Below are 18,303 nucleotides of genomic sequence, written 5' to 3'. Positions count from 1 at the left end.
GCCTTCGACCGGTGTCCGGCGAAACTCCCGACGCGAGCAGCCTCCGACCTGCGATCTGTTCGGCCGATCATTCTCGGGCAGCGCGTCCGCAGACCAGCATCTGATTCCCGCCCGTCTGGAACTCGTAGTCGACATCGGTGATCCGCGTGGCGATACCGCGGGTATCCAAGTCGGCGCGCAACTCGGCGATGCGAGCGTACGGCGCGGTCGATCCGATCGGTGTGAGCGGGAAGATACGCAGCTCACCGGTGGTGACGCGGATCATCTCGGTGACCGCGTCGAGGTGGAAGCGGTAGTCGAGCCGATCGGCGTAACTGAACAGCAGATGCGAGCTCAACACCAGGTCGAAGCTGTCGTCGGCGAACGGCAGCGTCGGCAAGCGGGCGGGCACGTAGCGGTGCGGGTCGGTCCGGGTGTGCGCCGCGAACTGTTCACTCGCCGCACGCCGCACCCGCAGATGGTGATCCGGATCGGTGAAGAAACTCCACCGGTACTGTTCCCGGTGAGCGCGCACGTAGTCGTTCCCGCGCACGGCTTCGGCGGTCGCGTCGGCGGCGACACGTTCGATTCCGCCGTCGAAATAGCTGATATCGCATGCCGTGGCGGCACCGCCGCGCGCACAGACCTCGGCGGTGAAGGCGGCCGCACCGGACGGACAGTCCAGGACGCGCAGACCGAGGTCGGCAGCGGTGAGAGCGAACATCGCTCGGTACTCGTCCAGCGATCGCGAACTGACGAGTATCCGTCCGAAATCTGCACCACGCGAGGAGCTTTCGGTAGATTCGAGCACTACGGGTCCTTCCGTTCCTGACGGCCGCCTCGTGACGACCGGAACGGGCTCGTGAACCCGGGGCCGCTCGGCGGCGGCCACACAACGCGCACGTCGATGAGCCGCTACGACAGCGGCCACCAGCGGAACGCGAACATGATCACGACGCCATTGCAGCACATCCCCACCCACCCGGTCGACAGGATTCCCGACGCTCCCGGCGAGGTACCGTATGCCCCATGGGTGACGGGTTGCGCGAACGATCACGGGCCCGAAGACGCCGGGCCATCGAGGCGGCGGCACTGCGGCTGTTCGCCGAGAAGGGCTACGACGCCACGACCGTCGCGCAGATCGCCGAGGCCGCCGAGGTGTCGGCCCGCACCGTTACGCTGTACTTTCCCTCCAAACTCGACATGGCCATGTCGTACAGCGTGGCCTCCTCGCGGCGGCTCCACGATGCCTGCCTCGGGCGCGCGCCCGGCACCTCGGTGCCCGAGGTGCTGCGCGCCTGGCTCGCCGACGAAGTGGGCGATCACCGTGACCTGCTCGCTCTGCACGCGGCCGCGCTCGCCACCAACCCGACCCTTCGCGGCACGGAGACCGCGGACATCAGCACCTACCGCCGTGCCGTCACCGAAGAATTCGCCGCGGATCTCGGTCGGCGGCCTGACGATCCCGTCGCGGCACTCGCCACCGGTGCGGTGATCGGCATCGTCTCCGCGCTGCTCGACATGGGCGTCGCGGGCATCGACCTCGGTGCGGCGCTGAACTCGGCCACCGAACTGCTCGACGCGGTGATCGAACGCGCCCGCGCCGAGGCGTGGACCGAATAGATTTGCACTTGACTGCAATATTGCAGTCTGATGCAATATTAGGACTGGCCCACCGCGGTGCGCCTCTTCCGAGGCGCATCACGAAGATCTCTCGAGTACAGGGCTTTCGCGTTCGATCGAGCAACCCGAGGCGCCATGCCGGAATCACTACGCCCGCAGTACCTGTCGCAACCGTTCGCGCCGCACCGCCGAAGGATCTACATCGGCGGCACCGTTGTCGAGTCGCTGTTCATCCTGGTCCCGACCGTCGCGGTCGCCTCCGGGCTGCTCCGGCCGACGATGGCGCTGGACGTGGTCGCCAACATCATCCTGACCGTCCCCTTCGTCTTCCTTCCCGCGATCGTGCTGTGGGACGCCCCCGGAGAGCATCGAACGCCGATGGAGCGTGGCGCCGAACTGATACTGGTCTGGCTGCCGTTCACCGCGTTCAGTCAACTGACCTACGAACTGCCGTTCCTGGTCGGCAATGTCCTCGGCACCTGGCGACCTACCGAAGATCCCGGCTGGCAATGGATCTGGTGGCAGTACGCGCAGGCCGACACGCGCTGGTGGGGCACCGATCCGGTCATGTTCGCCCTCGAACTCGTCGCGGTGTCCAGCGGCGCGACGGTGCTGGTGCTGTGGTTGAAACTGTTGCGTCCGGAGACCACCGACGAACAGCGGGTGCGCGCTCTGTGGTGGGCGTTCCTGCACATCGCCATGATCGCCGCGACCACCTGTGTCTACTTCGTATCCGAAATCCGCGCGGGATTCGTCGATATCGGTCAGGGCTGGTTCTACGGTGTCGGCTTCAAATTCCTCTTCATGAACCTGGCGTTCATGGTCTTCCCGGTGCCGACTCTCTACTACATCCACCGTCAAATCGACTGTCTGACGCGCGAACTGGGACCCCGTGCCGTTGCCGAGCGGAAGCCCGTCGGAATAGAGGCCGGCTCAACTGTTCTGTGAATCGGGAAGGCGCCGCGACGTCGCCGTGAAAGCGACGGTGGCGCGCGTGAGTTCGGTGAGCAGGTGGTCGCGGTCCAAGGCGACGTTTTCGGGGATGCCGGGAGGTGGTGTGTGCATGAAGCTGAAATGGCCTGCCTTCGGCACTACGCGTAGGTCGACGGGAGCCGGGGCGCTCGTCAGGTGTATTGCTTGCTCCACCGGGGTGACGGTGTCGAGTTCGCCGGCGAAGACGAGCATCGGGACGGTTATCGCCTCCAGGGCGTCGGGAGCGGCGAACCAGCCCGCGGCGGGGGTGTAGAGCACGAGGCCGCCGATGCGTGGCTCTCGTGGCACCTCGAACGGTCGGCCGTCGCGGCCGCGCGGGACGGCGCCCGCCAAGCAGAGTACGGCCCAGCCGCCGATCGAGTGGCCGATGGCGGTGACCTCGGCATCCGGTGCGGATTCTCGGTCGAGCGCCTCGACGAGTCCGAGCGGGCGGGCGAGCAGTTCGGTGGTCGAGGGCTCCGGTGCGGTCAGGCGTTCGAAGTAGGGGGCGACGACCCGGCAGCCGTCTGCGGCCAGGGACTCCAGTAGTGGCAGGTGGCGTTCCGGGTCGCCACCGCCGCCCGCGGCGAAGAGCACGGTTCGTCGCGAGGCGGTCGGGCCGAGCGTGAGTACGTTCATTCCTGTTCCAATCCACGGTGCCGGACAGCTCGTCGCCCAACGTAGCAGCGACGAGATCCTCGGAGTCGGTGCGAAGTTCGCTACACCGCGCGAACCGGCGGTGACCTCGCCGTTTCCAGCCTCGGCGGCCGTCGGGCGTGGCGGCCGCGCGACCTGTCGGTGGGGCTGGGTAGCGTCTGATCCCGTGGACACTGGGGAACGCATCCGAGAGCTCGCCGACCGCATCGTGGCGTTGCGCGAGGCCTACTATCAGGGCTCGCCGTTGGTCGCCGACGCCGAATACGACGTGATCGAGGACGAACTGCGCGAGCTCATCGCGGCCGATCCCGATCTGGCGCCCGACCCGAATCCCCTCGAGCAGGTCGGCGCGCCCGCGGTGCTGCACGCACCGATCCGGCATTCGCGCCCGATGCTGTCACTGGAGAAGGCCACCAAACCCGAACAGGTCGCCGCGTTCTTCGAACGCTTCCCCGGCCAGCCGGTCGCGGTGATGCCCAAACTCGACGGACTGTCATTGGCCCTGGTCTACCAGGACCGACGCCTGGCCCGCGCGATCACCCGCGGCGACGGCACCACCGGCGACGACGTGACCACGCTGGTACGCGCCCTGGTCGACGGCGTACCCGAACGCATCGACGTCCCCGGCCGCGTCGAAGTGCGCGGCGAAGCGGTGATGCTGCGCTCGACCTTCCTCGCCTACAACACCGCCCACCCCGACAAACCACTCATCAACCCACGCAACGCCGCCGCGGGCACACTACGCGCCAAAGACCCCGCCACCGTGTCCGAGCGGCGCTTGCAGTTCTTCGGATTCGACCTCGACACCTCCGACGGCGGCGCCGCCCTCGATCTCGGCGAAGGCTTGAAAGCGGTAGGCGTCGCAGGCGCGCAGATGCGACTGTGCACCGACGCCGAGCAGGCCCAAGCCGCGATCACCGCGATCGAACAAGGCCGCAACGACCTGGACTACGACCTCGACGGCGCCGTACTACGCCTCGCCGACCGCGAAGCCTATGCCGCCGCGGGCACCCGCTCGAACTCCCCGCGCGGCGCGCTGGCCTTCAAATTCGCCGCCGAGGAGAAGACCACCCTGCTGCGCGAAGTGATCTGGGACGTCGGCAAGACCGGCAAGATCGTCCCGGTCGCCTGGCTCGAACCCGTCTTCGTCGGCGGCACCACCGTCACCAAAGCCACCCTGGCCAACCAGGAAGTGATCCGCGCCCGTGACATCAAGGTCGGCGACACCGTACTCGTGCGCCGCGCAGGCGACGTGATCCCCTTCGTCGCAGGCGTACTCGACGCATCCAAACGCACCGGCGAGGAAATCGAGATCACCCCGCCCACCGCGTGCCCTTCCTGCGAGCAGCCGGTCACCGAACAGGGCAACAGCCGAGAACTGTTCTGCACCAACGTCTCCTGCCCCGCCCAGACCGTCCGCCGACTCATCCACTGGGCCTCACGCGCCGCCGCCGACATCGAGGCCATCGGCCCGGTATGGATCGAACGCCTCGCCGAAGCGGGCATCCTCGAACGCCCCTCGGACTTCTACACCCTGACCGCTGACCGACTCCTGGAATTCGAACGCATCGGCGAGGTCTCCGCCGCACGCATGATCGACTCCATCCACGGCAGCCGCCAGGTCGGCCTACGCCGCGCCCTCATCGGCCTCGCCATCCCCATGGCCTCCGACGGCACCGCCGCCCGCCTGGCCCGCTCGGGATTCGGCTCCCTCGAGGAAGTCGCCGACGCAGGACAGGAGCGCCTCGTCGCCGTCGAGGACATCGGCCCGAAAGTCGCCGCGTCCCTCACCGAACACCTCACCCGCCTGCGCCCCGAACTCCAACGCCTGCGCGCGGCAGGGGTATCCCTGGACGTGCGCGAAGAAGACCTCCCCCCGGTCGTCGCCGCGGGCGCACCACTGCAAGGCAAAACGGTCGTCATCACCGGCGCCATCAGCGACCCGCGCTCCGGCGAGAAAGTCCCACGCCCCACCTTCCAACGCCTCTGCGAACGAGCGGGCGCCACAGCCGCCTCCTCGGTCTCGGCCAACACCGACATGCTCATCACCGGCGCGGGCGTCGGCGACAGCAAACTCGCCAAAGCCGAGAAACTCGGAGTCGAAGTGGTCGACCAGGGCGAAATCTGGACACTGCTCATCGAGGCGAACCTGGTCTGAGGGGCCGCTTCCCGCGTGCCCGTGACTCTCGGTTATAGATGGCGGTTCCCGGATGTCAGGAAGGGAACGACTATTCGATTCTCGGCGAAATCGATCGCATCGGCCGTTGACCTGCTGTGCGAGGCCGTTAAATACCGGGTGCGCGGTATTTACCTCCAGCGATGGGTCGTCGCGCTTGACAGTTCTTCGGCGTCGACCCGATACTGAATTCGACCACGAAAGCCGAAGTATCTCTTGTGATTTGACAGCACCGATACGGACCCTGGGTTCGCATTCGAGTGCTGTCGGTCATGTGTTCGGAACACTGGAGGTTCGATCGTGCCCAGTCAAAATGAGGTCGGCCCCACCTATAAACCCTCGAGGTTCGTCAGATATCCGCTGACCAAGCGGAACCAAGAGGAGCTCGAAATCCCTGGAAAAGTCGGAGATATTCTGGCATGGGACAAGAGAACTTGGCGAGGGGGGTATCAGGTGAAAACTTATGCGAGTGCGCCGGCTCAGCAGAAGAACAGCAACGGAACCGATCGATTCATCACCCCGATCGGATTCTCGATAAACAAAAGGCGATACGGCGACTTCCCCGCGAACGAGCAGTCGGCTCACGATCGCGGATGGTACGGGTACATGAACATGGGTGTGCCGCTGATCGACGAGCGACACGACATCGTCCAACCACCTCCGGACGTCATCTCCGAACACGCCTACATCGATCGCACCGACCCCGTCCTCAAAGAGATCAGGGACACGATCGAATTCTCGATTTCGAACACCATCAGCTGGTCGCTGGACGGGGAGGTGCAGTTGACCTTCGGCGCCCGAGGCGCCGCGGAGTTGCAGGCGCAACTGCAGCAGAGTTTGGAACAGAGCTTGGCGAACAGCATGGAAGTGAGCCAGGAGCGGAGCCAGGCGGCGAAAAGCTCTCGCACGCACAAGGATCACAACCACAAAGACGACATCGGCACCGAGGATCAGCAGCAGAACGAACAGACCGCGACCGATACGACCGAAGTGTCGAGCACCACGACAGGGACCACCACAGCGGCTACCGCGGCCACCGGCACGGCCACGGGTACCGGGGAGCTCTCGGCGCAACTGATGCTCGGGATCACCGCGTCCGCGGGCGGTTCGTTGACGACCGCGTGGACGGCCTCGCATCAGGTCGTCATCACTCCCAACGGATGCCGAGTCGTGGTCCGCGCCACCCAGAGACGTCAGGTCAGGAGATTCGACTACACCATTCCGGTCGTGTTCAACGGCTACGTCGCTCTCTACTATCCCGAACCGGTGGACTTCACCAGGATTCCCGACATAGGTGGCTACGGAGCGCTGCCCGCGATGAACGGCGTCACTCGAACCCAAGCTCAGAACCGGAACCTGAAAGCGAAATATGTTTCGCCGAGTTACGCGCAGGTGGTCGTCTTCCCGATCGATATCCTCGGCCTGGTCGCCGACGGAGACAACTTCACTCAAAAGGGCGTGGCCGAAGTCGTTTCGGTCGTCGCCGGCGAACACGAAGTATTCGAGGTCGAATCCCTCACCCTGGCCAACCGCCAGCAGACCGGCGTACCCACGCCCTTCTACACGCTCTGAATCGTCCGTGCGCCGAGTGGTTCGGAAGGAAAGTCCATGTCTTTCTTCAATATCTTCAACGGTGACAAGGCGGAAGCGAAGTCCGCTCAGGACTCCGCTCAGACGCTGAACAAACTGGTTCCCGGTTACTGGGCGGAATCGGAAGGGGTCGACGACGAGCTCTACGACGGTCTCACCAAGGACCCGGTGCGTGACCCGAAGATCGTCAAAGAGCGTTCGCCGGAGGCTCTCGACATCGTGGGGAGGTTCTCGAGCCGTTGTTCGGGCGCATGCAAGTGCTCTCCGACGACCAGCGCGTGGTATCCGAAGACCCCGCCTCGACGTCCGGGATGGCGTCGTCGGTCATGGACGAGACCGCTCGTGGCACGTCCTCGCAGGGGATAACGGAGCAGTCGACCATCCCGGCCGACGTCGAGCCCGCGATGCCCGACCTGCCCGCGGTAGACCGACCGGCCGTACCGGACATCCCCGCGACAGCTTCCATGCCCGCGCAGCCGAACGTTCCGCCCGTCGAGCAGGGGAGTTGATCGTCGTGCCCAGTCAAAACGAGGTCGGCCCCACGTTCAAGCCCTCGAGGTTCGTCAGGCATCCGCTGACCAAGCGGAACCAGGAGGAACTCGAAATCCCTGAGAAGGTCGGAGATATTCTGGCCTGGGACAAGAGAACCTGGCGGGGCGGGTATCAGGTGAAGACGTATGTGAGTGCGCCCGCACAGAAGAAGAACAGCAACGGAACCGACCGTATCGTCACCCCCATCGGATTCTCGATAAACAAGCGGCGATACGGCGACTTTCCCGCGACCGAGCAGTCGGCTCACGATCGCGGATGGTACGGGTACATGAACTTGGGTGTGCCGCTGATCGACGAGCGACACGATATCGTCCAACCACCGCCGGACGTCATTTCCGAACATGCCTATATCGACCGCACCGACCCCGTGTTGAAAGAAATTGTCGATACCATCGATTTCTCGATTTCGAACACGGTCAGGTGGTCGCTCGCGGGACAGGTGCAGTTGACATTCGGCGCCAAGGGCACCGCCTCCCTGCAAGCCCAACTCCAGCAGAGCATTACCCAGAGTTTGGCCAACAGTCTGGCGACGAGCCAGGCGCTGAGCCAAGAGGCGAAGAGTTCGAACACTCATATCGACCACAATCACAAAGACAATATCGGCACCGAGGATCAGCAGCAGAACGAACAAACCACGACGAATACGACGACAGCCGAGAGCACTACGACGGGTACCACCACGGCGGCTACCGCGGCCACCGGCACGGCCACGGGTACCGGGGAGCTCTCGGCCCAGTTGATGCTGGGGATCACGGCGACGGCCAGTGGCGAGTTGACCACATCATGGAAAGCGTCGCATCAGGTGGTCATCACTCCCAACGGATGCCGAGTCGTGGTCCGCGCCACCCAGAGACGCCAGGTCCGGAGATTCGACTACACCATTCCAGTGGTGTTCAACGGCTACGTCGCCCTCTACTACCCCGAACCGGTGGACTTCACCAGGATTCCCGACATAGGCGGCTACGGAGCATTACCCGCGATGAACGGCGTCACCCGAACCCAAGCTCAGAACCGAAGTCTGAAAGCACCTTACGTTTCGCCGAGCTACGCGCAGGTGGTCGTCTTCCCGATCGATATCCTGGGCTTGGTCGCCGACGGTGAGAATTTCACTCAGAAGGGAGTTGCCGAAGTCGTTTCGGTCCTCGCCGGCGAACACGAAGTATTCGAGGTCGAATCCCTCACGCTGGCCAACCGTCAACAGCCTGGCGTGCCTGCGCCGTTCTACACGCTCTGAATCGTCCAGGGATACCGGAAGTCTTTTCGATGCGACGGCTTCCGGTATCCACTCGTGTCGGGCTCGGCGTGCTGCTCCGACCTGCTCGGGGCCTGAATCGGCGCTCCTATCCGGCGGCTCTGCCGAGGGGGAACAGGTCAGGGTCCTGGCGGAGGATGCGTTGTTCGAGGCCGCGGAGGGCGGGGCCGGGTTCTATGCCGATGTCGTCGTTCAGCATGGTTCGGACGCGGCGTAGGGAGGACAGGGCTTCGGCTTGGCGGCCGTTGCGGTAGAGGGCGAGGGCCAGCAGTTCCCAGCGGCGTTCACGGTACGGGGTGTGGATCACGGATTCGCTGAGGTCGGCGAGGGCGCGGACGTTTTCGATGGCGGCGCGTGCGGGGTCGGTGACGGCCAGGCGTGCCGCTTGGAGTTCTTCGATGGCGACGTCGTGCAGTTCGGCGAGATTGGAGCGGACCCCGGCCAGTTCCGGTGCGGGGCCGAGATCTTCCCACGGCTCGCCGCGCCACAGGGCGATCGCGGACTCGAAATCGTCGATCGCGCGCACCGGGTCGCCTGTTGCCAGCTCGTTCAGGGCACTCGTGACCAGCGCGAGGAGGCGGTGGCGGTCGGTCGACGTGGAGGGGATGGTGAGGGCGTAGCCGCCGCGGTCGCGGCGCAGGTAGCGGGGGCCGAACTGCTGGCCGAGCGCGCCGCGCAGCCGCCAGATGATCTCGCGCAGGGCTTGGGCCACATTGCCCGGTCGGCGGCTGTCCCATATCCGGTCGATCAGGTCCTCGTCGGAGACGGTCGCGCCGCCCGCGGCGGACAGGGTCGCGAGCGCCCTGCGGGTTCGCGGTCCGCCCAGATCGGCTGGGACACCGTCGATTTCGACGTCGATCGGCCCGAGGACGCGGCAGAACAGCGTCGGTGCGGTGCCGATGGTTCTTTGTCGGCGACGGCCGGCGGGTGCGTACACAGCCACTCCTTGGTACTTCCGGTACGGATCAGTGTTGAAAAGTACCAGCTCTACCGATTCGGCTGCACCGAGGTTCCGTTCGAAGGGACGGCGCGGCGGCGTTCAGTCGAGAACGCGTTCGAAGGTCACACGGGTCATACCGGCGCCGTCGTAGTCGGGATAGGTCGCGGAACTGACGGTGAATCCCATGCGCGCGTGGAATGCCTGCGAGCCGGTATTGGTGTCGGAGGTGATGGCGCGCACGACTTTTCGGCCGTGCCGGCGGGCGGTGTCGAAGAAGCGGCGGTAGAGCTCGCGGCCGAGACCGCGGCCGTGCAGGTCGGGGCTGACGCCGACGAAATGGATGTAGGCCTCGTCGGGGCGGGACTGGGACAGGAACCCGATGAGGAATCCGACCAGCTCGCCGCGCTCTTCGACCACGATGCTGGTGTCGGTGAAGTGCTGGAAGAACAGCCGGGGCAGCAGGGCGGCGCGTTGGCGGGCGCCCGCGTCGCCGCCGAGGCCGCCCCACCAGTCGCCGACCACGGCCAGCACGCGGGCGTGGTCGTCCTCGGTGGGGGTGCGGAAGGTGAGGTTCGTGGTGTCCGGCATGGCGGTCCTGTCGGTCGGGGGCCCGGGGCGCACGATGACGTAGCGCTCCCGATCTTCCTGGAATTCCACCGCGGCGGCGATGGCCGCGTCGTCCGGGTCGGGGTGGCCCGACCGCACGACGACGAGTTTGTCGTCATCGTCGTGCAGTCGGTGCACGATCGCGACGCAGATGCCGCTCGCCCAGGACATGGGTGTGGTCGAGCCGAGGTAGTAGCCGTCGAGTTCCGCGCCATCGGGTGCGAGTGTGCACGGCACGAATCCGTAGTTGATCGGATAGCGGTATCCGTGGGTCGGGTGGTGACTGCCCGCGGGGCGGTCGAAGCGGAGCAGTACCGGTCGGCCGAGGAAATGGCGCGCCGTTGCCAGTGATTTCGAATCCGCCCCCGTGTCGGTCACCGATCGAGATTACCGCCCCGGAGTCGGCGCGCCGAACCATCGGGACAGTGCGCTGACCAGATCGAGTTGATCGTCCCCGACCCAGGCGATGTGGCCGTCCGGGCGCAACAGCATCGCGGGAACCGGAAGGCTCGCACCGGTATCCACCACGTAATCGACACGGTCGGCATGATCCGCCACCGAGAGCGCGCCGGTGCCGTCGAGCAGCAGTCCGCGCCCGCCGTGCGTCAGCTCGTACAGTCGAGCCTGCTTCAACTCCACATCCCGCATGCGACGGCCGAGCAGGGCGTGACCCGCCCCGAAGTCGTAGCGGATGCCGATGGCGGTGATCTTCTCGATCAGATGCCGCCGGACCTCCTCGAAGTCCATCAGCTCCGTCAGCAGCTTCCGCACCGCCAGTGGCCCCGGTTCGGTGGACAGCAGTTGCATCTGGGCGCGGGTGTTGTCCAGGACGTCGGCGGCCACCGGGTGGCGTTCGGCGTGATAGGTGTCGAGCAAACCGTCCGGGGCCCATCCGGCGATCTCGGCGGCGAGTTTCCAGCCGAGGTTGAACGCGTCCTGGATGCCGAGGTTCAGTCCCTGCCCGCCGGTCGGGGGATGGATGTGCGCGGCGTCGCCCGCCAACAGCACCCGGCCCGCGCGGTAGCGGTCGGCGAGGCGGGTCGCGTCGCCGAAACGCGAAAGCCATCGGGGTGCGTGCGCGCCGAAGTCGGTGCCCGCGTGCGCCTTCAGCTGACGGGAGAACTCCTCGAGGGTCGGCGCGAGGCGATCCTCGGTCACCCCCGCGGCGGGGACCACCACGCGGTAGAAGCCGTCACCGAGGGGTCCGAGGCCGAACCGCTTGTGGGTTTCGCGGACCTCGGCCACCACCGCGGCGACCTCATCGGGCGAGGCCGTCACGCGCAGTTCACCCAGCAGGGTCTGCACCCTGGTCGGCTCGCCGGGGAAGTCGATGCCGCACGCCTTGCGCACCGTGCTGCGACCACCGTCACAGCCGACGAGGTAGCGCGCCCGCAACTCGGCGCCGTCGCCCAACTCGACCGTCACTCCGTCCTCGTCCTGACGCAGCCCGACCAGTTCACTGCCGCGCCGTATCTCCGCGCCGAGTTCGGTGGCGCGCTCGGCGAGCAGACGATCGGTGACCGGCTGCGGAATGCCGAGGACGTACGCGTGCGCGGTGTCCAGATCCGTGGGCCACGGCATGTCGATACCCGCGAAGAATCCGCCCGCCGTGTATTGCTTCCCCAGCGCGAGAAAACGTTCCAACAGGCCGCGCTGATCCATGATCTCGATACTGCGCATATGCAATCCGAGGGCGCGGACATGGCCGGTCGGTTCGGCCTCCTTCTCCACCACGAGGGTGCGCACACCGTGCAGCCGCAACTCCGCCGCCAGCATGAGTCCGGTCGGCCCGCCGCCCGCCACGATCACATCGAACATATGTCCCCAATCGAGAGAAGTTGTCGACCGCGGCGCGCGGTCGATCTCGGGTCCGCCGCCCGTAACCGCGGCGGGCCTTGTCTTGTGCTGTCCCGTGCGTTCCGGTTCCGGCTGGAGATTGTGCTGCACCACCGGGGTCTTGCCGCAAGGCCCCGGTTGCGATATATGTTGAAGGTGGAAGGGGTCGAGAACCCCCTGCCTTGATCGTTTTCGAGCCCTTGATCGTTTTCGAGCTGGTTCACCCACCGGCGCTCAGGTTGTCGGGTCGGGAAATCCCAGCGAATCTTCGGTGTCGTCTCGGTGCGCGGTCGCGATCCATGCGCGCGGGGAGTGGCCGATCTTCTGGGTGAATGCTCGTGAGAACGCCGGCGGGTTCGCGTAGCCGAGTTCGGCGGCGGTGTGGGCGACCGAGGCGCCCGCGCGGAGTCGGGCCTGAGCGAGGGTCATACGCCATCCGGTGAGGTAGTCGGCGGGAGGTTGTCCGACGACCTGTTTGAAGTGGGCGGCGAAGGAACTGCGGGACATGCGCGCCTCCTGCGCCATCGTGGTGAGAGTCCAGGCCCGGCCCGGTTGTTCGTGCAGGGCCACGAGGGTGCGTGCGAGGCGTTCGTCGGCCAACCCGGTCAGCAGTCCGTGGGGTAGGGCCAGTTGGTCGGCGTGGTCGAGTATCCAGCGGAAGAGCTGGATGAGAACGACTTCGAAGAGCCGGTCGACCAGTACGTCCCTGCCGCATCGCACGGTGTCGATTTCGGCGAAGAGCAGAGCGAGCGCAGGCGCCAGGGTGTCGACGGCGGCGAGCGGGACCGTGACGACCGCGGGGAGCGTGCGAACCAGGGGGTGGGTGGCCCCTCCATCGAAATCGATGGTGGCACAGGCGAAATCGGAGTCCGCCGTGGGCGCGTTGTGAAAGGAGTGCTCGAGCGGTCGCGGGTAGAACAGCAGGGTGGGTTCATCGATCCGTCGAGTTCGCGGCCTGCCGTCGGCGCCTCGGTGCGTCATGTCCATGGCGCCGTGCCGTAGCACGTGCAGAAACCCTCGTCCCGGTCTGGCGTCGAAGGTCGTCACGCCGCACAGCGGTCCGGTGTGGAACAGCCGGGTTCGTACTCGGAATCGTTCGAGTAGGGGTGAGAGCCGGTCGAGAGTCGCCATGGAACGATGATGTCAGACGATCTGATAGAAAATGCGGACGATATGTATCAATATGTCCACCTGTTCCCGGCAGTCTGAGATCACGTCGCCTGACGAGCAATCGGGTCGGGCGTCGTTCGAATCACGACCGAAGGAGCATGCCATGTCACTCGTCCCTCTCGTCGAACGCGAGACCGCGCCCGCGGCCGTCGCCGACCTGTTCGAAACCATCCATGCCGCGTTCGGCACCGTTCCCGCGATGTTTCGCGCGGTCGCGAATTCGCCTGCCGCCCTGGCGAGTATGTGGGCATCGTTCAGCGCCTTCGGCGGCGGCGAGCTCGGGCCTGCGCTCAGCGAACAGATCGCCGTTGCCGTGGCCGACCGCAACTCCTGCGAATACTGCCTGGCCGCGCATACCGCGCTGGGGCGCAAGGCGGGAGTGAGCGGCGCGGCGATGCTTGCCGCGCAGGAAGGGCGGTCCGAAGACCCGCGCACGGAGGCGCTGCTCGGCTTCGCGCTGAAGCTGGTCGACCAGCGCGGGCATGTGACGCCGACCGATGTCGAGGCGTTGCGCGCGCAGGGATACGGCGATGCGCAGATCGTCGAGGTCATCGGGCAGGTCGCGCTCAACCTGTTCACGAACTACATCAATGTCGCCCTCGCCGTTCCGGTCGATTTTCTCCCGGTGCGGCTGCTGCGCGCGAGATGAGCGCCGACCCGGTGGCCGTGCGTCGATCTCCGACTGAGATCGGCCCTACAGCGGCCGCCGGGTCCCCGCGGTGGGCGCGCCTCCGTAGGCGAAGGCGCGTCCACCGCTCTCGGTGAACGGGCAGTGCGCGCCGGTCGGTGATGCCGCTCGTGGCCGCGTTCCGATTAATTCAGTACGATGTACGGAGATAATCGTCGGAGAGGGTGAGCATGAAGGTCAAAGAAGCGGTGGTCGGACTGAACGTCGATGATGTCGGCGCCGTGTCCGCTTTCTTCGCGGAGCATTTCGGCTTCGAGGAACTGTTCGCGGCGGACGGGTTCGCCGCACTGGGGCGCTCCGATACGGCGATGACTTTGGCATTGCACCGTCGAGGGCTGGAGATCTTTCCGGAATCGTTCCGGGATCAGCCGAGTTCCGGGGTGATCGTCGCGTTCCGCGTGGAGGATCTCGACGCCGAGGAGCGGCGCTTGCGTGCGGAAGGCGTGCGCTTCCTGCTGCCACTGACCACACAGGAATGGGGGGAGCGCGCGCTGCTGGTGCAGGGGCCGGACGGGATCGTGGTCGAGTTGTGCGACTTCCCGGACGGTCCCGAGGCATAGCGCGAGCCGGGACGACACACCGGCCGAAGGTCGCGCGAAAGAGGGCGGAATCTGTCCTGACCGCGTGGCAGGGTTGGGTCCGTGACCGTCCGACCTGCGGCGGCACCCCGAACGGAAAGGACAGGCGCAGATGGCTCTCGAATTCCAGGTGACCTTCGATTGCGGTGACCCGGCGGCGCTTTCGGAGTTCTGGGCCGCGGCCCTCGGCTACCGACTCCAGGATCCGCCGCCCGGATTCGACAGCTGGGACGCTGCCCTGGAAGCGATGAACATCCCGCCGGAACGGCGCAACGACGCCTCGGCCGTCATCGACCCCGACGGCGTCGGCCCGAGGCTGTTCTTTCAGCGAGTGCCGGAGGGGAAATCCGCCAAGAATCGCGTTCACCTGGACCTCCGCGCGGCCGTCGGCCTGTCCGGCACCGAGCGGATGGCCGCACTGGAGCAGGCGTGCACCCGACTCGTCGCCCTCGGCGCGAAACGGCTCGAGCGCTACGAACCCGCGCCGCCACTGCAATTCGGCCACATCGTCATGACCGACCCCGAGGGCAACGAGTTCTGCCTCGACTGAACGACGACCGGTTTCGGCGCGGCGCCGTGTGTCGGGCCGACTCGAATGCGGGCGCACACCGAGCGGCGATCACGGGAGCGGCGTCTTCGCCGGGCCGCGTTTCGGCGGCGCACTCCGGGCGAGCCCATCCATATCGTCGGGCGAGTCCGCACTCGGAAGCGGGCGCCGCCGAGAGGTCTCGGTAGCGCCCGCTTCTGTCGTCTCACGATGCTGCCGACCGACGCGGCGGCAGACCGATTACCCGATTACCGCAGCATCACGTCACACGTGGAGGCGAAGAACTCGCCCGTCTTGCCGCCGTTGCCGCCGTCGGGGGTGTCCGGTCCGCCGTGGCCGCCCCAGATGTGCACGATCGCCGCCCGCCCGGTCCGGCGCGGGAAGGACGCGAACTCCCACGCGCTGGACTCCGCCTCGTGGTGCGAGCCCTGGATCTCGACCAGGAACGGGATCGGCTCGAGATCGTGCCAGCCGAGGCCGTTGGCGGGATCCCAGCCCGGCCGGGTGATGAACCAGCGGTGCGACCAGGTCTCGTTCGTGTGGTACGCGGTGTAGTCGTAGGTGAAGGTCTGGGTGGCGGCCGAGGTGTCCAGTTCGGTCAGTGGCCATTCCCCGAGCGAGGCGTTCGGCGCCAGATCCAGACCGCGGAACGCCGGATTGCCCGTCGACGCGACGGTGCCGTTCTCGAAGAACTTGCGGTACTCGAGGTACTTGTTCGCGTAGTTCCACGGGTAGTCGGCCAGCATCCGCTCGGCTCCCGGCAGCACCTCCTGCCAGGTCGTGCTGGTGTTCTGACGGCGCGCCTCGGCGCAGATCGAGGCGGGGTCCTGATCCCGGATCGCGGCGGCCGCCCGGCTGCGCGGGTGGTTCATCGTGCCGTGCCGCGGCGCGGCATCCAGGCGCCCGAGGCCGTCGCGGGGCCGCTCGGGCCCCGACCACTCGGCGGCGCGCTTCAGGTCCACGGTCACCTCGTTGGAGAACGCGGTGTACTGACCGTCGACCTTCGCGCGGATCTTCACGCTGTGCACCGCGTCGGGATCCTCGCCCAGATCCACCCAGTGGGAGTTGGACGGCGTCCAGTCCCACGCGGGCCAGTAGAGGAACACCGTCTGGCGCACCTCGTCGTCGATCCAGACCTCGTAGATGTGCGGGTACGGCGCGTTCCCCTCGTTCCAGTCCTCCGGCGGCGGCCACGCACCCTGATCGGGCGCGTTCCGGCCGATCTGCCAGCGCAGGTCGATGCCGTACATGGTGTGCTTGCCGTCGTCGCGGAACGCGCCTTCGCCGCGAAGGTCGGACGGCGTGGTACTACGGGAGCCGCTCATAGTGTCTCCTCTGTCGAGTGAATCCACCTGTGCGAACCGTCCCCGGACGGGGACGTGGTCCAAACGCTAGCCCCCCGGCGCGACCGTTCCCCAGATCGACACGGCGCGAGCACGGAGAGTCGAACGGCCTCGGGGCGCGCGTCAGCGGGTGAAGGTGTCGGCGCGGTCGGCGAGGTCGAGCAGGGGTTGGGGCAGGATGCCGAGGACCACGGTGGCGGCGGCGGTGCCCGCGACGACGATCGAGGTGAGAACGGGAGTGCGGACGACCGGGGCGTCGGCGGGTGGGTCGGTGAAGAACATCAGGACGATCACGCGGATGTAGAAGAAGGCGGCGATGGCACTGCACAGGACGCCGACGATGACCAGGTAGATCGCGTCGGCGTCGGCCGCGGCTTCGAATACCGCGAATTTGGCGACGAATCCGCTGGTCAGGGGGAGTCCGGCGAAGGAGAGCAGGAACATGGCGAACAGGGCGGCCAGCAGGGGGTTGGCGCGTCCGAGACCGGCCCAGCGGGACAGGGCGGTGGCTTCGGCGCCGTCGGCGTCGCGCACCAGCGACACCGCGGCGAACGCGCCGAGGGTACCGAGGCCGTAGGCGACGAGGTAGAACAGCACCGCGCCGACGCTCGCGGCGTTGCCCGCGGCGAGTCCGGTGAGCATGAATCCGGCGTGCGCGACCGAGGAGTAGGCGAGCATCCGTTTCACGTCGGTCTGGGTGATCGCCATGACCGCGCCGGCGACCATGGTGGCGATCGCGACCGCGGCCAGGATCGGCCGCCAGTCCCCGCTGAGTCCGGGCACCGCGACATGCAGCACGCGCAACAACGCACCGACCGCCGCGATCTTGGTCGCCGCCGCCATGAACGCGGTGATCGACGTGGGCGCGCCCTGGTAGACGTCGGGCACCCAGGACTGGAACGGCACCGCGCCGATCTTGAACAGCAGCCCGACCGCGAGCATCGCGATGCCGAGCAATCCGAGAGTGGAGTCGGAGGTGTCGCGGCTGATGGCGTCGGCGATGCCCGCGAGTCCGACGGTGCCCGCCTGCCCGTAGAGCAGGGCGACGCCGTAGAGGAAGAACGCCGACGAGAACGCGCCGAGCAGGAAGTATTTCAGCGCCGCTTCCTGGGAGAGCAGGCGTTGGCGGCGTGCGAGTCCACACAGCAGGTACAGCGGCAGCGACAGCACCTCGAGCGCCACGAACATGGTGAGCAGGTCGTTGGCGGCGGGGAAGAGCAGCAGGCCGCCGACGGCGAGCATGGTCAGCGGGAAGACCTCGGTGGTCGCGACGCCCGCGCGGGTGGCGGCGATCTCGTCGGCGCTGCCGGGCACGGCGGCGGCCTGCGGGGTGAACGCGTCGACCCCGCGCCCGACCGTGGCCGCGGCCAGACTCCACGTCCCCGGACCCGACCGGACCCGCGCGGGCCGTTCCACACCGCGTTCGGCGATGAACAGCAGCGCGAGGATCGTGACCACCAGAATCGCGCCTTGCAGGAACAGCGTCACCCCGTCGACGGCGACCGCACCGGACACCGCCGTCTCGGCGGTCCCGGCCAGCGCGATCACCGCGGCCAGCGCCGCCGCCGAACCCGCGAGACCCAGCAGCACCTGGATGCCGAAACGCCGTCGCCGCGGCGCGAACGCCTCCACCAGCACACCGACCACGGCGACGCCGAAGACGATGAGCATGGGCGAGAGTGCGCCGTATTCGATGCTGGGCGCGGGCACGGCGGCGGCGAGCACGGTCGCGTGGTCGAAGGAAGTCACTGGTGCCGTCCTTGTCGGGGCGCGCGGTCGGTGAGCGATCGGGTC

General features: G+C 66.9%; 17 protein-coding genes. 9 read left to right on the top strand and 8 right to left on the bottom strand.

The window, feature by feature from the left end:
* Window positions 1-67: 67 nt before the first annotated feature.
* Window positions 68-703 (bottom strand): methyltransferase domain-containing protein, encoded by a 636-nt coding sequence (locus IT779_RS15960; RefSeq protein ID WP_196150108.1) that lies wholly within the window; start codon window positions 701-703, stop codon window positions 68-70.
* Between the two features lie 305 nt (window positions 704-1,008).
* On the opposite strand from IT779_RS15960, the gene IT779_RS15955 reads away from it, so the two are divergent.
* Complete coding sequence (locus tag IT779_RS15955; protein WP_196150107.1) at window positions 1,009-1,602, top strand: TetR/AcrR family transcriptional regulator; 594 nt, start codon at window positions 1,009-1,011, stop codon at window positions 1,600-1,602.
* A 135-nt stretch (window positions 1,603-1,737) separates the two neighbouring features.
* Window positions 1,738-2,550: an emopamil-binding protein gene (locus IT779_RS15950; RefSeq protein WP_196150106.1), complete on the top strand. Its 813-nt coding sequence runs from the start codon at window positions 1,738-1,740 to the stop codon at window positions 2,548-2,550.
* Here the strand turns inward: IT779_RS15950 and IT779_RS15945 are convergent.
* Window positions 2,536-3,213, bottom strand: a complete 678-nt coding sequence (locus IT779_RS15945; RefSeq protein WP_196150105.1) for an alpha/beta hydrolase family protein — start codon at window positions 3,211-3,213, stop codon at window positions 2,536-2,538. The two genes, IT779_RS15950 and IT779_RS15945, sit on opposite strands and share 15 nt — an antisense overlap.
* Window positions 3,214-3,397: 184 nt before the next feature.
* Between IT779_RS15945 and ligA the strand changes: the two genes are divergently transcribed.
* From ligA to IT779_RS15925, 4 genes are all read left to right on the top strand, one after another.
* The gene (gene ligA, locus IT779_RS15940) at window positions 3,398-5,389 is read left to right on the top strand and encodes an NAD-dependent DNA ligase LigA (RefSeq protein ID WP_196150104.1); all 1,992 of its coding nucleotides are present in this window, start codon (window positions 3,398-3,400) and stop codon (window positions 5,387-5,389) included.
* Between the two features lie 624 nt (window positions 5,390-6,013).
* A complete protein-coding gene (locus IT779_RS15935) occupies window positions 6,014-6,979 on the top strand; it encodes a hypothetical protein (RefSeq protein ID WP_196150103.1) in 966 nt (321 codons plus the stop codon).
* Window positions 6,980-7,248: 269 nt separating this feature from the next.
* Entirely contained in the window at window positions 7,249-7,506 is a 258-nt protein-coding gene (locus tag IT779_RS15930) for a hypothetical protein (RefSeq protein WP_196150102.1), read from the top strand.
* Window positions 7,503-8,783 carry a gluconolaconase gene (locus tag IT779_RS15925; RefSeq protein ID WP_196150101.1) on the top strand — a complete coding sequence of 427 codons (1,281 nt, stop codon included), beginning with the start codon at window positions 7,503-7,505 and terminating at the stop codon, window positions 8,781-8,783. The genes IT779_RS15930 and IT779_RS15925 overlap by 4 nt, the downstream gene beginning before the upstream one ends.
* A gap of 106 nt (window positions 8,784-8,889) precedes the next feature.
* Here the strand turns inward: IT779_RS15925 and IT779_RS37845 are convergent, their stop codons facing one another.
* The 4 genes from IT779_RS37845 to IT779_RS15905 all read right to left on the bottom strand — a co-directional run bounded on the left by IT779_RS37845 (window position 8,890) and on the right by IT779_RS15905 (window position 13,314).
* Window positions 8,890-9,738 (bottom strand): AfsR/SARP family transcriptional regulator, encoded by an 849-nt coding sequence (locus tag IT779_RS37845; RefSeq protein ID WP_196150100.1) that lies wholly within the window; start codon window positions 9,736-9,738, stop codon window positions 8,890-8,892.
* A gap of 102 nt (window positions 9,739-9,840) precedes the next feature.
* The gene (locus tag IT779_RS38805) at window positions 9,841-10,725 is read right to left on the bottom strand and encodes a GNAT family N-acetyltransferase (protein WP_332838823.1); all 885 of its coding nucleotides are present in this window, start codon (window positions 10,723-10,725) and stop codon (window positions 9,841-9,843) included.
* Window positions 10,726-10,734: 9 nt separating this feature from the next.
* Window positions 10,735-12,165 carry a rifampin monooxygenase gene (gene rox, locus IT779_RS15910; RefSeq protein WP_196150099.1) on the bottom strand — a complete coding sequence of 477 codons (1,431 nt, stop codon included), beginning with the start codon at window positions 12,163-12,165 and terminating at the stop codon, window positions 10,735-10,737.
* A 252-nt stretch (window positions 12,166-12,417) separates the two neighbouring features.
* Window positions 12,418-13,314 carry a helix-turn-helix transcriptional regulator gene (locus IT779_RS15905; protein WP_196150098.1) on the bottom strand — a complete coding sequence of 299 codons (897 nt, stop codon included), beginning with the start codon at window positions 13,312-13,314 and terminating at the stop codon, window positions 12,418-12,420.
* Between the two features lie 142 nt (window positions 13,315-13,456).
* Here IT779_RS15905 and IT779_RS15900 point away from each other — a divergent pair, with 142 nt between their 5' ends.
* The 3 genes from IT779_RS15900 to IT779_RS15890 all read left to right on the top strand — a co-directional run bounded on the left by IT779_RS15900 (window position 13,457) and on the right by IT779_RS15890 (window position 15,169).
* Window positions 13,457-14,002 (top strand): carboxymuconolactone decarboxylase family protein, encoded by a 546-nt coding sequence (locus tag IT779_RS15900; RefSeq protein WP_196150097.1) that lies wholly within the window; start codon window positions 13,457-13,459, stop codon window positions 14,000-14,002.
* A 209-nt stretch (window positions 14,003-14,211) separates the two neighbouring features.
* Window positions 14,212-14,601 (top strand): VOC family protein, encoded by a 390-nt coding sequence (locus IT779_RS15895; protein WP_196150096.1) that lies wholly within the window; start codon window positions 14,212-14,214, stop codon window positions 14,599-14,601.
* A 130-nt stretch (window positions 14,602-14,731) separates the two neighbouring features.
* Complete coding sequence (locus tag IT779_RS15890; protein WP_196150095.1) at window positions 14,732-15,169, top strand: VOC family protein; 438 nt, start codon at window positions 14,732-14,734, stop codon at window positions 15,167-15,169.
* 245 nt (window positions 15,170-15,414) lie between these two features.
* On the opposite strand, the gene IT779_RS15885 is transcribed toward IT779_RS15890, so the two are convergent.
* Together IT779_RS15885 and nuoN are read right to left on the bottom strand one after the other, a co-directional pair.
* Window positions 15,415-16,491, bottom strand: coding sequence for a lytic polysaccharide monooxygenase auxiliary activity family 9 protein (locus IT779_RS15885; protein WP_196150094.1), 1,077 nt, complete (start codon window positions 16,489-16,491; stop codon window positions 15,415-15,417).
* A gap of 141 nt (window positions 16,492-16,632) precedes the next feature.
* Complete coding sequence (nuoN, locus tag IT779_RS15880) at window positions 16,633-18,258, bottom strand: NADH-quinone oxidoreductase subunit NuoN (RefSeq protein WP_196150093.1); 1,626 nt, start codon at window positions 18,256-18,258, stop codon at window positions 16,633-16,635.
* Window positions 18,259-18,303 lie beyond the last annotated feature (45 nt).

The organism is Nocardia bovistercoris (genome assembly GCF_015674855.1).
Classification (GTDB): Bacteria; Actinomycetota; Actinomycetes; order Mycobacteriales; family Mycobacteriaceae; genus Nocardia; species Nocardia bovistercoris.
Note: the sequence above shows the minus strand (reverse complement) of the source record. Positions and strands in the feature narration are given on the sequence as shown.

What these genes read in the sequence shown, in the direction of transcription:
- IT779_RS15930 (WP_196150102.1), top strand. Translation starts at nt 7,249, where the DNA reads ATGCAAGTGCTCTCCGACGACCAGCGCGTGGTATCCGAAGACCCCGCC.
- IT779_RS15885 (WP_196150094.1), bottom strand. Translation starts at nt 16,491, where the DNA reads ATGAGCGGCTCCCGTAGTACCACGCCGTCCGACCTTCGCGGCGAAGGC.
- IT779_RS15935 (WP_196150103.1), top strand. Translation starts at nt 6,014, where the DNA reads ATGAACATGGGTGTGCCGCTGATCGACGAGCGACACGACATCGTCCAA.
- IT779_RS15950 (WP_196150106.1), top strand. Translation starts at nt 1,738, where the DNA reads ATGCCGGAATCACTACGCCCGCAGTACCTGTCGCAACCGTTCGCGCCG.
- IT779_RS15890 (WP_196150095.1), top strand. Translation starts at nt 14,732, where the DNA reads ATGGCTCTCGAATTCCAGGTGACCTTCGATTGCGGTGACCCGGCGGCG.
- IT779_RS15945 (WP_196150105.1), bottom strand. Translation starts at nt 3,213, where the DNA reads ATGAACGTACTCACGCTCGGCCCGACCGCCTCGCGACGAACCGTGCTC.
- IT779_RS15900 (WP_196150097.1), top strand. Translation starts at nt 13,457, where the DNA reads ATGTCACTCGTCCCTCTCGTCGAACGCGAGACCGCGCCCGCGGCCGTC.
- IT779_RS15960 (WP_196150108.1), bottom strand. Translation starts at nt 703, where the DNA reads ATGTTCGCTCTCACCGCTGCCGACCTCGGTCTGCGCGTCCTGGACTGT.
- IT779_RS15895 (WP_196150096.1), top strand. Translation starts at nt 14,212, where the DNA reads ATGAAGGTCAAAGAAGCGGTGGTCGGACTGAACGTCGATGATGTCGGC.
- IT779_RS15905 (WP_196150098.1), bottom strand. Translation starts at nt 13,314, where the DNA reads ATGGCGACTCTCGACCGGCTCTCACCCCTACTCGAACGATTCCGAGTA.
- IT779_RS15955 (WP_196150107.1), top strand. Translation starts at nt 1,009, where the DNA reads ATGGGTGACGGGTTGCGCGAACGATCACGGGCCCGAAGACGCCGGGCC.
- rox (WP_196150099.1), bottom strand. Translation starts at nt 12,165, where the DNA reads ATGTTCGATGTGATCGTGGCGGGCGGCGGGCCGACCGGACTCATGCTG.